The organism is Glycocaulis sp., assembly GCF_051859565.1.
In the GTDB taxonomy this organism is placed as follows: Bacteria; Pseudomonadota; Alphaproteobacteria; order Caulobacterales; family Maricaulaceae; genus Glycocaulis.
Genome location: NZ_JBHYFK010000003.1, coordinates 330,016 through 344,841 on the forward strand (window position 1 = coordinate 330,016; position 14,826 = coordinate 344,841).

Below are 14,826 nucleotides of genomic sequence, written 5' to 3' on the forward strand. Positions count from 1 at the left end.
GGATCTAGCGGCCGGTTTCCACCGCGAGGAACGCGATCAGGTCGTTGCGATCGGCTTCATCGCGCAGGCCGGCAAAGCTCATGCGGTTGCCGGGCAGATAGGTGCGCGGATTGGCCAGCCATTGATCCAGCTCTGCCTTGGTCCAGACGAAATCGGCCTGTTCCAGCGCGCGTGAGAAGCGGAATCCCTCTGCCTCGCCAACCCGCCGCCCGAACATGCCGTGAAGGTTAGGGCCGACCAGATGCCGGTCACCGGCGCCCAGCGTGTGGCAGGAGGCGCAGCGGCGGAAAAGCCGCCGGCCATTATCCAGATTGGCAGACGCGTAAGGCTCGCCAAGCCCGGCAAGGATGGCCTGGCTCTCCTGCGCGCTGGCTGTGAGTTCGGGCGCGCCGCCATGGGTCTGGGGTTGCGGTGCCGCACCGGGCGTGTCGCTGCCGGGGTCTCCGCAGGCCGCCAGCATCACGGCCATCGCCAGAGAGGTCAAAGCTATCGGACGGGTCATGATGGGCGTCTCCTGCATGGGCTTCGGCTCCAAGACCTAGCGCTGAGCTGTAGAGCTATCAATCCTCTGCTGGAGAAGCAGGGTGCGTCGTGTTTACGCGCCGCGCCGTGAGGATGAACAGAAATTCCCCTTCCAGAGCTATGTCGCCATGCCTGTTGGCGATGCGTGCATGGGTGGTTGCCTTGCGGCCCGTCCTGGCGGTGACTTCCGCGCTGGCAAGGGCAGGGCCGTCATCGGGCGCAAACGGGCGGCGGTATTGCAGACTGGCCGTTGCGGTCACGAAGACCTCTCCGGGGCCGCACAGCGTGTTGGTGGCAAGGCCCGCCACCTGATCCAGCCAGCCGGCACTCGCACCGCCATGGACAGCGTTATTGAGGTTCAGCCAGTGTTTCGCGACCGGAATTTCCAGCCGTGTACGCCCGTCCCCCAGTTCCAGCACGCGCGCGTCCAGTAGCCCCCAGAAGCGCTGGTGTGCTTCATTGCTGCCAAAATGGTCCATGAGGCGGTCAGGCAGGGTCATCGGCCGGTACTGCGTTCATCCTGCTGCGGCGGGTAGATCACACTGCGTACGCTGGAGCGCGTCACCTTGCCAACCGGATTGCGCGGCAGGCGCGGCAGAATGTGGATCGCCTTGGGCGTTTTCACCGGACCCAATAGCTCGCGCGCCAGCACGAGAAGCTGCGCGCCATCGAGGTCCTGGCCACGCATCGGTGTGATAGCGGCCTCCAGCCGTTCGCCCCATTGCCGGTCAGGCACGGCAAACGCGCAGGCTTCGTCGATGCCGGGCAGCGTCAGAAGCGCCGCCTCCACCTCTGCAGGGTGGATGTTGTAACCGCCGGAAATCAGCATGTCGCTGGCACGCCCGGTGATGAACAGATAGCCCTCGCGGTCGAGATGTCCCAGATCGCCGGTATGCAGCCAGCCACGGCGCAGCGTGTCGCAGGTGCGCGTGGCATCACCGAGATACCCGTCCATCAAGAGCGGGCCTTTGACAGCGATCTCGCCTGTCTGGCCGGGCGGCAGCGCTTCGCCCTCGCTGCCCAGAATGGCGATCTCGCATAAGCGCCCGGCCTTGCCCACACTGTTGGCAAGCCTTGGCTCCGCCAGTTCTGATTCCGTGATCGCGGCGATGGTCATGGGCGCTTCAGTCTGGCCGTAGAGCCCTGCAAGGCGCGGCCCGAACACGCGCTGTGCCCTGAGCAGCTGATCGGCCGGCATGGGAGCGGCCCCGTAAATGATGCGTTTGAGTGCTGGGGCGGCGACCGGCCTGTCGACGAGAGCGCACAGGCGCAGGATCAGCGTCGGCGCCATGAAGCTCTCGGTCACGGCCTCGTCGCGCAACAGCCGCAGGATCAGGTTGGGGTCCGGCTTGTGAAGCAGGACCAGCCGCCCCCCGCGCGCCAGCGTCGGCAGGACGAAGTGGGAGGCGCCGTGGGTGAGGGGAGAGCACGCCAGAAACACCGGCGTGTCATCGCTGCCAAAGCGCTCCGCCATATTGATGATATTGGCCATCACCGAGCGGTTGGACTGGACCACGCCCTTCGGCTCGCCCGTGGATCCGCCCGTAAACTTGATGGCCATCGTGTCTTCAGGCTTGCGCAACACTGGCTCAAAGCCGGGAGCGGGCGGTCCGTCCGCTGCAATCAGCTCCACATCCGGACACAGGGGTGCCAGCGCCTGAGCCTCGGCAGGCCCTGCGAGCACCAGATCAGCCTCCACCCTTTTCAGCGCGGCTGCGTTAAGTTGCGGGCCGTTGCTGGGGTTCAGCGGCACCCACACCATCCCCGCCGACTGGATGGCCAGATAGGCCGTCACATGATCGATCGTGTTGGCTGCGGACAGGGCAATGCGCGCGCCGGGGGCAAACCGTCCGGCGAGGCTCGCAGCAAGGCTGCGCACCCGCTGGGATAGCGCATAAAAGCCGATCCGCCCGATGAGCCGGCCCTCTGAATCATATTCACAGGCGGCACCATGATCCGGGAAGCGCCGTGCCGCCTCCCAGAACAGGCTGACCGGGTGCGTGGACAGTTCGGACTGCGTCATCGTGTCAGCACCGTCACCAGCGTGACGGCCTCCTCAATTCCCAGGAACCCGCCACCATTTTCGCAAACGCCAGCGCGCGCGCCTTCAACCTGCATACTGCCTGCCTCCCCCCTTAATTGCCGGCATGTTTCCACGATCTGGATAATGCCGGTCGCCCCCACCGGATGGCCCTTGGCGATCAGCCCGCCCCCGGCATTGACCGGAATGCGCCCGCCGCGCGCCGTCGCGCCGGATGCCGTGAACGGCCCGCCTTCCCCGCGCGGACACAGTCCCAGATTTTCGATCTGCAGGATTTCGGCAAAGCTTGTCGCATCGTGAACCTCGGCAACATGCATATCTGCGGGCCCGAGACCTGCGGCCTCGTACGCCAGGTCGGCTGCCCGCTTGCCCAGATGCCCGTCCCAGTCATCGACGGCGCGCGCGCGGGCCGTCGTCCAGCCAGTGCCGGCCAGCTTCACCGCGCGCTTATTGGCTTTTGCGGCGCTGGCCGATTGCAGAACGAGGGCCGCAGCGCCATCGCTGACCGGCGCGCACATGGCACGCGTCAGCGGCCAGATTACCGGCTTGTCGGCCAGCACGTTCTCAGGTGTGAACGGCGTGCGGTACTGCGCGTTCGGGTTTTCGGCGGCATGGGTATGGTTCTTGGCGGCTGCCATGGCTAGCTGTTCGCGTGTGGTGCCGAACGCTTCCATGTGGGTGCGGGCGATGCCGGCATAAATATCCATGAAGAAGCTGCGGGGCGCGTCTGGGGCATCTGCCGGGATCAGGCTGGCGCCCAGAGCCGCCATGGCGCTGGCGGTTTCCTCGATGCGTTCAATATCCGTGCCGCCCCGGAAAGCGGCCATGACCTGTTCGGTGCGGTCGGGGAAGACCATCTTTTCCGCCCCAACAACCAGCACAGTCTCTGCCTCGCCCGCGCGGATCATGGCAGCGCCTAGCGCGACGGCAGATGAGCCGGAGGCGCAGGCATTCTCAACATTGACGATTTTGATGCCTTCAATGCCAAGGGGGCTGAGCGCAATCTCGCCGCGCACGGCATTTTGCCCCTCCAGCATGGGCTGGCGCGTATTGGAGAACAGGGCAGCCTCTATCTGGTGCGCCTGCAGCCCGGCATCGGCAAGCGCGCCCGTCACCGCTTCGCGAGTCAGGTCTTTCACCGTGCGCGACAGGTGTTTGCCCAGCGGGGTCATCCCCACGCCTGTGATGTAAACGCTATCCATGAAACCTCTGCCCAGAAGCGGACGGTTGCCGGGTTGCCCTGTAACTTCGATAAAGATACTTTATATCCCGACGATACCGGCGCGCGCCGGTTATGCAATCATCTTGGCACAAGAAATTTCGGCCCCGGAGGTAACTGATGAGCGTAGCAGCCCGGCTTTTCGATCAGCACCGTGAAACGCTCGACACCGCACTGAAGGCGGTCCGGACACGCGATCACTGGAGCCCGTTCAAGGAATCGCCGAGCGCAAAACTGCATGGCGAGGATGCGCCGCGCCTTGGCAAGGCGCGCTTTGACGCCCAGCTCGGCAAGTTTTTCGATCTCGATCAGCCCGGCACGATCGGCACGCTGGGCGCGGAGGTCTCCCCCTATACGCGTCAGCCCCTTGGCATCACCTATCCCAAATCTGATCCGGCGGCGCTGTTTGCCGCCTCGCGCAAGGCGATGTCCGGCTGGATGAAGGCCAGCATCGAGGAGCGCGCCGGTATCATCACCGAAATGCTGTTCGCGATGGAGAAGAATGCCTTCGAGAACGCGCATGCCACCATGCACACCGCCGGGCAGGGCTATGTGATGGCGTTTTCCGGTTCCGGCGCCAACGCGCTCGACCGGGGACTGGAAGCGCTCGTCTACGCCATGAAGGCGATGCAGGACGTGCCGGAGACCGCCAGCTGGACCAAGCGCTTTCTGGAGCCGGAGCCGGTCAGCCTGAAAAAGCGCTATGTGCGCGTGCCGCTGGGCCCTGCGGTGGTCATCTGCTGTGCCACCTTCCCCTTGTGGAATGCCTACCCCGCGATGACCGCCAATCTGATGACCGGCAACCCGGTCATCGTGAAGCCCCACCCGACGGGCGTGCTGCCCGTGGCGATGGCTGTGCGCACCTGCCGCGAGGTGCTGGAGAAGGCGGGCTATGACCCGAACCTCGTTCTCCTGGCTGCAGATGAGCCCCTCGATCAGATCACGATAAAGCTGCTGGAGCAGCCGGACTGCCGGATTGTCGATTACACCGGCTCGCAGCGCTTCGGCACCTGGATCGAAAACAACTGCCCCGGCAGGCTCGTCTTCACCGAGACGGCGGGCTGCAACTCGGTTGTCATCCATTCCGCTAATGATTTTGGGCGCGTGGCGCACACTGTTGCGCGCGCGATGGTGACGTTCGCCGCCCAAATGTGCACCGCGCCGCAGAATGTGTTCATCTCGCGTTCTGGCGTGCAGACGCCGGACGGCATGATTGCCTATGACGACGCGGTGGAGACGCTGGTCTCTGCCATCGACAAGATCGCGGGCGACAACACGCTGGGGCCGGCCATCGCCGCCGCCGTGCAGGCCGATGCGACCATCGAGAATGTGGAAGCCATGACGCGCAAGGGCGAAGCGGAGGGCAATATATTGCGCCGCTCCGGCCCGGTCTCGAACCCGGACTACCCGGATGCGCGCACCGCCAGCCCGGTCCTGATCGAGTGCGATGCGAAGAATGAGGATTTCTACGGCGAGGAGCGCTTTGGCCCGGTCAGCTTCGTCATCCCGGTGGACAGCGCGGCAGAGGGCGTGCGCCTTGCCACCTCGCAGGCCCGCACGCGCGGTGCCATCGCTTCCTATCTGTACTCCACCGATGAAAGCTTCATCGACTCCGCCGAGCCGGACTATCTCGCCGCCGGAGCCTCGCTCAGCATCAATATCGACCGTGGCATGCCGATGAACTTTATGGGCGCGTATTCCGACTATCACGTCACCGGGCTCAATCCCGCGGGCAATGCCAGCCTGACGGATCTGGCTTTCGTCGCACCCCGCTTTCGCGTCGTGCAGATGCGCCGGCCCGGCTGAGGCCTGACGCGGTTTTTGCGCCACACTCGCTGCGAACACGACGGTTTCTTTAACAAAGTGACCTTGAGTTAGTTCGTTTATTGAAGTTATGGTGTGTCCGATACGGTGATGCAGGCGATTCCGTCGGCCTTGCCGGAATCCAAAAGACATACAGGGGAGGTTCAAATGAACAGATCAAAAGCGTGGCTACGCTTGTCTGTCGGTGCCATGGCACTGACCGGCGCGCTGGCCTCGGCGGGCACCGCGATTGCGCAGTCCGCCGAAATCATCACTGTGACGGCCCAGCGCCGCGAGCAGTCAGTACAGGACGTGCCGGTCGCCGTAACTGCGTTCAGCGCGGCTGACTTGCGCGATTCGTCCATTGCGGGCGTTGAGGGCATTGCCGAGCGTACGCCTGGCTTCACCATGACCAGGTTCAATATCGGTGAGCCGCAGCTTTACATTCGCGGCATCGGCTCCACGTCCGATTCCGCTGCGGGCGATCCGTCTGTCGCCGTGTCCATCGACGAGGTCTATATCGGCCGGGCCGGTGGCGGCGCCCTCAGCTTCTTTGATATCGAGCGCGTGGAAGTGCTGCGCGGGCCGCAAGGCACGCTCTATGGCCGCAACGCGGCTGGCGGCGCGGTGAACATCATCTCGGCCCGCCCGGACGCCACCCAGTCCTTTGGCGAGTTCACCTTCGGCTATGGCGATTATAATGACCGCCTTGTCAGCGCTGTTCTGAACGGCCCGCTGGGTGAGGGCGCTGCCGGGCGTCTGGCCTTCCTCTATCAGGCCAATGACGGCTACTCCGAAAGCGTGCCCTCGGGCGCAGACCTTGGCGGTTCAAGCACTTGGGGTGTTCGTGGTGCCATCAGCTGGGATGCAGGCAACTGGAGCTTCCTGGCGCAGGCCGATTATGCGCGTGACGAGACTGACGGTCAGGCCCGTGTTCCGGTCGTTGGCCCGAACACTAACCCGGCGTTTATCGGCCTGATAGGTGCCATCCGTGCCGGCCTCAATGAACGCCAGAGCTTCTCTGATCCCTCCACGTTCCAGGAGCGCGACAGCTGGGGCTTTCTTTTCCGTGCCGACACAACATTCGGCGACATGGATTTCACCTCGCTGACCTCCTATCGCGGTCTTGAATTCTCGTGGTTTGATGATCTGGGCGGTCTGCCCGTGCCGCCCTATGTGCTGCGCGTCGAAGACATCAACGAAGACAAAGCCTGGCAGTTCACGCAGGAATTCCGCCTGTCGCGCACGCTCGGCAATGGCGCCTTCTGGGTGGCCGGCCTCTACCTCTTCCATGAGGAAGTAGACCGCAATGAGCGCTTCATCGTCGATGCCCGCGCTCCGCTGCCCGTGATTGCATCCGGTGATGTGACTTTCTTCCAGGAAGCCACGAACCAGTCTGCTGCGGTGTTTGCCCAGCTGACCATGCCGCTGGCCGACACGCTGAACCTGACCGTCGGTGGCCGACTGACCTATGACTCCAAGGAAATCTTCGCACGCGGCGTAGACAATGCGACGCCGGGCGGACCTTTCCCGGGTATCCCGCTTGGCCCGCCCCCTGGCGTCGCCTATCCGGCAGGCGCATCGGGCAGCGAAAGCTGGACCGAGCCGACCTGGCGTCTCGCACTGGACTGGCAGGCATCGGACAATGTGATGCTCTACGCATCCTATGACCGGGGCTACAAGTCCGGCCTCTATCCCAGCCAGGCGCAAAGCGCGGTGCAGGCGACGACTGCGCTCGACCCTGAAATTCTCGACAATTTCGAGATCGGGATGAAGTCGACCTTCGCGGAAGGCCGGGGCATCTTCAACCTGGCGGCGTTCTACACCGACTATCAGAGCCTGCAGGTCTATGAGCTGCTGGGGCTGGCACTATCGACCTCGAACGCGGATGCGGAGATCAGGGGCGTGGAGGCCGAGTTTGCCTTCCAGGCCAATGACTACTTCCAGTTCGGTGGTTCCTACGCGTATCTCGATGCGCAGTACACCACCGATGCGGTCTCCAATCTCGGTGTGCTGCCCTATAACGGCAACCAGCTGACCCGCTCGCCGGAGCACCAGTACAATGTCTATGCGGCGCTGACGGTGCCGGTTGGAACAGGTACGGCGCGTGCGCGCGTCGACTATAACTGGACGGGGGATTATTTCTTCGATCCGTCCAATGCGCCTGAAACGCTGGTGGAATCTTACGGTACGGTGGATGCCCGGCTGAGCTGGGGACCGGACAACGCCAACTGGGACATCTCGCTGTGGGGCCGCAACCTCACCGACGAGCTCTATCCGAGCCACATCATCAAGAACCTCGATATCGGGTTCACGGTGTTCGCGCCGCCGCGCACATTCGGCGCGCAGTTCCGGATGCGTCTGGGCGGCTAGTTCTCTAGTGGGATGACGCAAGACGGGAAGGGCGGTGCCGCAAGGCGCCGCCCTTTCCTGTTTCAGACCATCCGTTCCAGCCTGCCCTTGCGCTTGTTCACTGCGCCGCGCTGATTGCAGCGCGTTCGCTGGCCGACAGGGCAGGGACGGGGCGCACGCTGCGCGCATCGATCTCCTCGCCGGTCACCGCATTGCGCAGGACCGGCAGGACCGGCTTTCCTGTGGTCTGGGAAATCAGTTCGACGGGCAGCTTGCCCGGTTCGCACATCCAGCGTGCGCCCCAGGCAAAGAACGCCAATACGGTGGGGTAGAGCGCCCGGCCGCGTTCGGTAAGCACATACTCAAAGCGCTCCGGGCGCATCTGGTAGCGCTTGCGGGCGAGGATCCCGTGAGACACGAGGCCGTCCAGCCGGTCCGCGAGCACGCTGGTCGATACATCGAGCGTCTTCAGAAAGTCGTCATAGCGCCGCACCCGGTAAAAGCAGGCCGCCAGCACCAGATTGGTCCAGTAATCGCCGAACAGCTCGATGCCCAGCTCGATGGGTTTGCCGCTGGCGCGCATGGCAGGCTGGACCTTCCTCCGGCGCATCTCTTTCAGGGCCGGGGCCTGACCGGGCACCGGGCCAGGACGGGGCATGACATCGCCGGGCAGGATGGGGGCTTTGGGGTCTTCGCCGGCCATGACCGGCTCCACCGCGACGGAGCCGTCCCGCAGGACCAGACGTATCGCGCGGGAAGGATCGGAGCGCGGCGACCAGTCCTGCTCCCAGAAAATCAGCATGATGGCGACGCCGTATAGGTCGCGCCCCATGGCCGTGAGCACGTATTCAAAGCGGTCCGGGCGGGACTGGTACTGCCTGCGTGACAGCAGCCCTGCATCGGTCAGGGTTTTCAGCCGCCGGGCGAGAACAGACCGCGCAATCGCCAGCCGGTCCAGCCAGTCATCGAAGCGGCGCGCACCACGGAACGCCTCGCGCAGAATCAGCATGGTCCACGCCTCGCCTACCACATCCATGGCGTGGGAAACGGGGTTGTTCTGAATCATCTGCTTGAGCCGGGAGTCCATGGTGCCACTAGAACCGATGGTTTTGCATTACGCAAACATCGTTGCGGGGGTTGAGGCAGCCGTCGAAAACAGTTAGCGTCAGTTTCGCTAACAAAGTGACCATGCTCCCATGCGTGGCAATGCAAACGAAAAAGGCCGACACTTGAACCGCTTGCCCGATACAATCACTCGCCGCCTGCGTCTGCCTCTGGTAGCCGCGCCGATGTTTCTTGTGTCCGGGCCGGACATGGTGCTGGCCGCGTGCCGGTCGGGTGTCATCGGCTCGTTTCCGGGTCCGAACTGCCGCACGATCGAAGATGTTGAAGCGTGGATGAAGACCATCGCTGAGGCGCTGACCGAAGAGGATGCGCCCTGGGCTTTCAACATGGTTTGCCATTCTTCCTATCCGCGGTTCGATGCGGAACTGGAGCTGGTGAAGAAATACCAGCCACCCATCGTCATCACGGCGCTTGGCGGCCCGCAACGCGTTGTGGAAGCGGTTCACAGCTATGGCGGGCTGGTGTTTGCCGATGTGAACTCGGTGGAGTTCGCGGCGAAGGCTGCAGCGACCGGCGTGGACGGTCTGGTGCTGGTGTGCGCCGGAGCGGGCGGCCATACGGGCATGGTGGCCAATGTCGCCTTCATTGAAGCGGTGCGCCAGTTTTTTGACGGTATCATTGCCGTCGCGGGGGGCATCTCGACAGGACGCGGCATCCGCGCTGCCGAGGCGATGGGCGCGGATCTGGCCTATATGGGCACCGCCTTCATCCCGGCCGAGGAGAGCCTGGCTCATCCTGATTACAAGGACATGGTGGTGCGCTCCGGCGCGTCCGACATTGTTGTGTCGGCCTCCGTCACCGGCGTGCCGGCAAGCTGGCTTAAGGAAAGTCTGAGACGCTCGGGGCTCGACCCGGAAAACCTGCCTGAAAAGGGCAAGGTGCAGTTCGATGACCCCTCCCAGATACTCAAGGGCTGGAAAGATGTCTGGTCGGCCGGGCAGGGGGTTGGCGCGGTAAACGCGGTGGAGCCGCTGGGCAGCATCGTCGCCCGTCTCGCCCGTGAATACACAACACACGAACTGGGGGCCGTCTCGCCCCCTCATGGTCTGGAAAGGAGTGCTCGTGATGAACGCCCCGGTGCCTGAGTCCAATAACGGTATGGAGCGCGACGCCCCGTCATGGCTCGCCAATATCGACAATGCTTATCTGCGCGGCCTTTACGCGCCGGTCGCCCATGAGACGACAGCCAATGAGCTGAAGGTCATTGGTGAAATTCCGGCTGATCTGTGCGGTGCCTATATGCGCAACGGGCCGAACCAGGTCTATGCGCCCAAATCCAAGCATCACTGGTTTGACGGTGACGGCATGGTCCACACCATCGCCTTCAAGGACGGCAAGGCGAGCTATCGCTCCCGTTTTGTCCAGACTGCACACTTCAAGGCGAATGCCGCACGGGGTGAGGAGCAATGGCCGGGCTATATGGGCCATCCTGATCCCAACGCCCCTCCGGGTGCGGGTTCTGATGGCTGGCTGAAGGATTCGGGCAATACCGACCTCATCCTGCATAATGGCGAGGTGCTGGCGCTGTGGTATCAGGCGGGCGTGCCCATCCGCCTTGATCCGGCGACGGGCGACACGCTGGGTGAGCAGACCTGGGGCGGCGCACTGACCCGTCAGGTTTCCGCCCACGCCAAGACCGATCCGGTGACGGGCGAGCTTTTCTTCTTCGATTACAACACCAAGCCGCCCTACATGACCTATCACGTCGTCTCGCGGGAGGGTCAGATGATCCGCAATGTGCCCATCGACGTGCCGGGCCCGCGCCTGCCGCACGACATGGCGATGACGGAAAACTATGCGATCCTGCACGATCTGCCGCTGTTCTGGGATCCCGAGCTTTTGCCGCGCGGCATCCACAAGGTGACTTTCTATCCCGACATGCCGTCACGCTTCGGCGTGATCCCGAAATACGGCAATGAAGGTGATGTGCGCTGGTTCGAGGCCGAGCCCTGCTACATCTACCATGTCACCAATGCGTGGGAGGAGGGCGACTGGATCGTCATGGAGGGCTGCCGGGTGACCGAGCCATGCCCGCCCTCAAAGCCCGGTCAGGGCATGTATTCGCGCATGATGGCCTTCCTGCTCCTGAAGGCGCGCTTTCACCGCTGGAAGTTCAACCTGAAAACGGGCGAAACCCGCGAGGAATGGCTGGACGACCGCAACGCCGAGTTCCCGACCGTCAACATGGACGTGGCCGGGCGCAAGTCGCGCTATTCCTACCACGTCTCCATCCCGACCAATCGCGAGACGATGGTGTTTGACGGGCTGATCAAGTTCGACACCAGGACCGGCTCGTCGCAGAGCCTGAAGTTCAAGGATGGCTGGTACGGGTCTGAAAGCCCGTTCGCGCCGCGCCTCAACTCCAATGGCGATGAAGATGACGGGTATCTCATCACCTTCATCACGAACGAGGTGGACGGGCAGTCGGAGTGCCATATCATCGACGCCAAGGATATTCAGGCGGGTCCTGTCGCCCGTGTCATCCTGCCTGCGCGCGTGCCACCCGGTTTCCACTCCACATGGGTGCCGGGAACCGAGATGGGCTGGGCCTGACCGGCCACAGCCAGACATAAGACCAGTGCCCTGCCTGAACGCGCCCTGTGGCATGAGGCGCGGGGCAGGGCATAATGACTTTTCTGACAGGCTTGGGGAGGCAGACTGCATGAAACTCGCACCGCCGAAAAAGATCGCCAGCTATCGCAAGCAAGGCTGGTGGGGCGATGACACCTTCTATGATGTGTTTCTTCAGGCTGCCGCAAAGCGTCCCCAGGCTCTGGCCGCGATCGATCCGCCCGACCGTGAAGCGCTGACGGGACGCAAGCCGCGCCGTCTGGTGTGGGCTGATCTGGCGGACGAGGTTGAGCGCACAGCAGCGGCACTCAGCGGTCAGGGGCTGGTCAAGGGCGACCGCGTGGTCATGCAGATGCCCAACGTGGTCGACACGCTCTCGATCTATCTGGCCTGCGCCAAGCTAGGGATCATCCTCAGCCCCGTGCCGGTCCAGTATGCCGGCCATGAATTGCGCCATGCGATGGATGCAGTGCGTCCGCGCGCCTTCATTGCCTCCAGAATGTTCAAGGACCGCGAGCTGGCGCGCGGCTGCAAGGCGGTGGCTGGCGACCGTGCCAAGGTGCTGTCGATGGATGGCGGCGGGGACGGGCTGGTCGATTTCTCTGCCGAGATCAGCCGCGCTAACACCCGCAAGGGCCCGTTCGGCCTGGGCGGCGCTGTCGCCAAGCAGAAGGGCGAGGCCGACGATTGCTTCACCATTTGCTGGACCTCCGGCACGACAGGGGTGCCCAAGGGCGTGCCCCGCTCCCACAATCACTGGCTGGCCATCGGCCCGGCCACGTATCACGGCATGGCCATCCAGCCCCACGACGTGCTTTTGAACCCGTTCCCGATGACGAATATGGCGGCCATTGGCGGCATGTTCGTCTCCTGGCTCCTGAGCGAAGGCACGCTGGTTCTCCACCACCCGTTCGACCTGCCGGTTTTCCTCAAGCAGCTGGTCACCGAGAAGGTAACGGCGACGATTGCGCCGCCGGCGGTGCTCACCATGCTCCTCAAGCAGGAGGGCATGCTGGACCAGTTTGACCTGTCCAGGCTGCGCGTGATCGGTTCGGGATCTGCGCCGCTATCGGAGTTCATGGTCGCGGGCTGGCAGAAGCGCGGCGTGGAGATCGTCAACCTGTTCGGGTCCAATGAGGGCATTTCGCTGTGCTCAGGGCCCGGTGATGTGCCCGATCCCGCCTTGCGGGCGACGGCCTTCCCGCGTTTCGGATACAAGGGCGCACATTTCGCCAACCCCATGCATGCGCGCATCGAGACCAAGCTGGTGTCGATCGAGACCGGACAGGAAGTGACCCAGCCCGGCGAGGATGGCGAGCTGCTGGTGCGCGGCCCGTCAGTGTTCGAGGGATATTGGGGCTCTACCGCCGCCGAGCAGAAAGAAGTGTTCGACGCTGACGGCTATTTCCGCACCGGCGATCTGTTTCAGATATCTGCTGAGGATCAGGCCTTCTTCAGCTTCCGGGGCAGGGCCAAGGACATCATCATCCGCGGCGGCGTGAATATTTCGGCGGCCGAGCTGGACACCCTGCTCGAGGGACATCCCAAGCTGACCGAGGCGGCCGTGTTTGGCATGCCCGACGAGGTGATGGGCGAGCGCATCTGGGTTGCCGCCGTCCCCAAAGAGGACGGAACGGTGACGCTCGAAGAGATCGTCGAATTCCTCAAGGCCAAGGAAATCGCCAACTTCAAACTGCCTGAACAGCTCATCATCGTCGACGCTCTGCCACGAAACCCGCTGAACAAGGTCCTGCGCTGGCGTCTGGTCGAAATCGCGAAGGAAAAGCACGCATGACCGCTCCTGTCTTCATCCTTGGTGGCGCGCAAAGCGATTTCGCCGCCAACTGGACGCGCAAGGACAAAACCCTCTTCGACATGGTCGCCGATACCACGCGCGCGGCGCTGGACGATGTGCAGATGGATGCCGCCGAGATCGACGCGGTGCATGTCGGCAATTTCGCCGGAGAGCTGTTCTGCGGTCAGGGCCTGCTGGGCGGCTTCATGGGCCATGTCGATCCCGGCTTTGAAGGCAAGCCCACAAGCCGCCACGAGGCGGCCTGCGCTTCCGGATCGATGGCGATACTCGCCGCCATGAGCGACATCCTCGCCGGCCATTACGACACTATCGCGGTCGTGGGCGTGGAGATGATGCGCAACGTGCCCGGTGAAACCGCGGCGCAGCATCTGGGCAGTGCGGCCTGGGCCGGGCGCGAGGCGCTGGGCGCAAGGTATCTCTGGCCAGCCATGTTCTCCGATCTGGCCGAGGAGTATGATCGCCGCTACGGGCTGAAATACGAGCATCTGGCCGCGATCTCGCGCATCAATTTCGACAACGCCAAGCGTAACCCGCACGCACAGACACGGGCCTGGCAGTTCGGCGAAGGCAGTTTTGCGCGCGATGACGAGGCCAATCCCGTCATCGAAGGCTGGATGCGCCGCTCCGATTGTGGGCAGGTGACGGATGGCTCTGCCGTGATCGTGCTGGCGGGCGAGAAGTCCGCGCGGGCGTACGCGGCGAAGCGCGGGCTGGAGCTGGCTGCCATTCCCCGCCTCAAGGGCTGGGGGCACACCACCGCGCCGCTATTGATGGAAACCAAGCTGGAAAAATCGCGCAAGGAGGGCGGTTACGCCCTGCCTTGGACGCGCAAGGCCATCACCGATGCCTACGCGCGAGCCGGCATTTCCGGCCCGGAAGATGTCGACGGGATCGAAACCCATGACTGCTTTTCGGTCACCGAATACATGGCGATCGAGCATTTCGGCCTCACCGCTCCGGGTGAAGCCTGGAAGGCGGTCGAGGACGGGACAATCGCGTTTGACGGCAAGCTGCCGGTGAACCCGTCCGGCGGGCTGATCGGGCTTGGCCATCCTGTTGGCGCGACCGGCGTGCGCATGGCGCTCGATGCTGCGCGCCAGACATCGGGCAAGGCCGGCGACATGCAGGTGGAGGGCGCAAAAACCTTCGCCACCTTCAATGTCGGCGGCTCCGGCACGGCGAATGTCTCGTTCGTGATCGGGGTTTAGGTCCAATCATTGTCATGGCCCGGCTTGTCCGGGGAACCCATGGTGTCTCCCCCCGCCTGCGGGGGGAGTGGCCCGAAGGGCCGAGGGGGGGTATCCCAGAAAGCGGGGGCCCCCCCCCCGGGCGCAACCCACACACCCCCCCCAACCGGGGGGGGCGCCCCCCCGGGGC

At 63.8% G+C, this 14,826-nt stretch carries 11 protein-coding genes; 6 read left to right on the forward strand and 5 right to left on the reverse strand.

Annotation, left to right across the window (positions count from 1 at the left end):
• Positions 1-4: 4 nt before the first annotated feature.
• The 4 genes from ACTIGC_RS06550 to ACTIGC_RS06565 are packed head-to-tail and all read right to left on the reverse strand — an operon-like array spanning position 5 to position 3,765.
• Positions 5-502: a c-type cytochrome gene (locus tag ACTIGC_RS06550; protein ID WP_439633642.1), complete on the reverse strand. Its 498-nt coding sequence runs from the start codon at positions 500-502 to the stop codon at positions 5-7.
• 58 nt (positions 503-560) lie between these two features.
• Positions 561-1,022 (reverse strand): PaaI family thioesterase, encoded by a 462-nt coding sequence (locus ACTIGC_RS06555; RefSeq protein ID WP_439633643.1) that lies wholly within the window; start codon positions 1,020-1,022, stop codon positions 561-563.
• A complete protein-coding gene (locus tag ACTIGC_RS06560; protein ID WP_439633644.1) occupies positions 1,019-2,545 on the reverse strand; it encodes a class I adenylate-forming enzyme family protein in 1,527 nt (508 codons plus the stop codon). Before ACTIGC_RS06560 ends, ACTIGC_RS06555 begins: the two co-directional genes overlap by 4 nt.
• Positions 2,542-3,765: a thiolase family protein gene (locus tag ACTIGC_RS06565; RefSeq protein WP_439633645.1), complete on the reverse strand. Its 1,224-nt coding sequence runs from the start codon at positions 3,763-3,765 to the stop codon at positions 2,542-2,544. Before ACTIGC_RS06565 ends, ACTIGC_RS06560 begins: the two co-directional genes overlap by 4 nt.
• A 137-nt stretch (positions 3,766-3,902) precedes the next feature.
• On the opposite strand from ACTIGC_RS06565, the gene paaN reads away from it, so the two are divergent.
• Positions 3,903-5,588 (forward strand): phenylacetic acid degradation protein PaaN, encoded by a 1,686-nt coding sequence (paaN, locus tag ACTIGC_RS06570; RefSeq protein ID WP_439633646.1) that lies wholly within the window; start codon positions 3,903-3,905, stop codon positions 5,586-5,588.
• Between the two features lie 165 nt (positions 5,589-5,753).
• Positions 5,754-7,958, forward strand: coding sequence for a TonB-dependent receptor (locus tag ACTIGC_RS06575; protein WP_439633647.1), 2,205 nt, complete (start codon positions 5,754-5,756; stop codon positions 7,956-7,958).
• 97 nt (positions 7,959-8,055) lie between these two features.
• Here the strand turns inward: ACTIGC_RS06575 and ACTIGC_RS06580 are convergent, their stop codons facing one another.
• Positions 8,056-9,024 (reverse strand): winged helix-turn-helix transcriptional regulator, encoded by a 969-nt coding sequence (locus ACTIGC_RS06580; RefSeq protein WP_439633648.1) that lies wholly within the window; start codon positions 9,022-9,024, stop codon positions 8,056-8,058.
• Between the two features lie 151 nt (positions 9,025-9,175).
• Between ACTIGC_RS06580 and ACTIGC_RS06585 the strand changes: the two genes are divergently transcribed.
• The 4 genes from ACTIGC_RS06585 to ACTIGC_RS06600 all read left to right on the forward strand — a co-directional run bounded on the left by ACTIGC_RS06585 (position 9,176) and on the right by ACTIGC_RS06600 (position 14,657).
• Entirely contained in the window at positions 9,176-10,147 is a 972-nt protein-coding gene (locus ACTIGC_RS06585; RefSeq protein WP_439633649.1) for an NAD(P)H-dependent flavin oxidoreductase, read from the forward strand.
• Complete coding sequence (locus tag ACTIGC_RS06590) at positions 10,128-11,615, forward strand: carotenoid oxygenase family protein (RefSeq protein ID WP_439633650.1); 1,488 nt, start codon at positions 10,128-10,130, stop codon at positions 11,613-11,615. The genes ACTIGC_RS06585 and ACTIGC_RS06590 overlap by 20 nt, the downstream gene beginning before the upstream one ends.
• Positions 11,616-11,724: 109 nt before the next feature.
• Positions 11,725-13,428: a class I adenylate-forming enzyme family protein gene (locus tag ACTIGC_RS06595; protein WP_439633651.1), complete on the forward strand. Its 1,704-nt coding sequence runs from the start codon at positions 11,725-11,727 to the stop codon at positions 13,426-13,428.
• The gene (locus ACTIGC_RS06600; RefSeq protein ID WP_439633652.1) at positions 13,425-14,657 is read left to right on the forward strand and encodes an acetyl-CoA acetyltransferase; all 1,233 of its coding nucleotides are present in this window, start codon (positions 13,425-13,427) and stop codon (positions 14,655-14,657) included. Before ACTIGC_RS06595 ends, ACTIGC_RS06600 begins: the two co-directional genes overlap by 4 nt.
• Positions 14,658-14,826: the final 169 nt, after the last annotated feature.

Coding starts and splice junctions, on each gene's coding strand:
- ACTIGC_RS06575 (WP_439633647.1), top strand. CDS start 5,754: ATGAACAGATCAAAAGCGTGGCTACGCTTGTCTGTCGGTGCCATGGCA.
- ACTIGC_RS06600 (WP_439633652.1), top strand. CDS start 13,425: ATGACCGCTCCTGTCTTCATCCTTGGTGGCGCGCAAAGCGATTTCGCC.
- ACTIGC_RS06550 (WP_439633642.1), bottom strand. CDS start 502: ATGACCCGTCCGATAGCTTTGACCTCTCTGGCGATGGCCGTGATGCTG.
- ACTIGC_RS06565 (WP_439633645.1), bottom strand. CDS start 3,765: ATGGATAGCGTTTACATCACAGGCGTGGGGATGACCCCGCTGGGCAAA.
- ACTIGC_RS06590 (WP_439633650.1), top strand. CDS start 10,128: ATGAACGCCCCGGTGCCTGAGTCCAATAACGGTATGGAGCGCGACGCC.
- ACTIGC_RS06555 (WP_439633643.1), bottom strand. CDS start 1,022: ATGACCCTGCCTGACCGCCTCATGGACCATTTTGGCAGCAATGAAGCA.
- ACTIGC_RS06580 (WP_439633648.1), bottom strand. CDS start 9,024: ATGGACTCCCGGCTCAAGCAGATGATTCAGAACAACCCCGTTTCCCAC.
- paaN (WP_439633646.1), top strand. CDS start 3,903: ATGAGCGTAGCAGCCCGGCTTTTCGATCAGCACCGTGAAACGCTCGAC.
- ACTIGC_RS06560 (WP_439633644.1), bottom strand. CDS start 2,545: ATGACGCAGTCCGAACTGTCCACGCACCCGGTCAGCCTGTTCTGGGAG.
- ACTIGC_RS06595 (WP_439633651.1), top strand. CDS start 11,725: ATGAAACTCGCACCGCCGAAAAAGATCGCCAGCTATCGCAAGCAAGGC.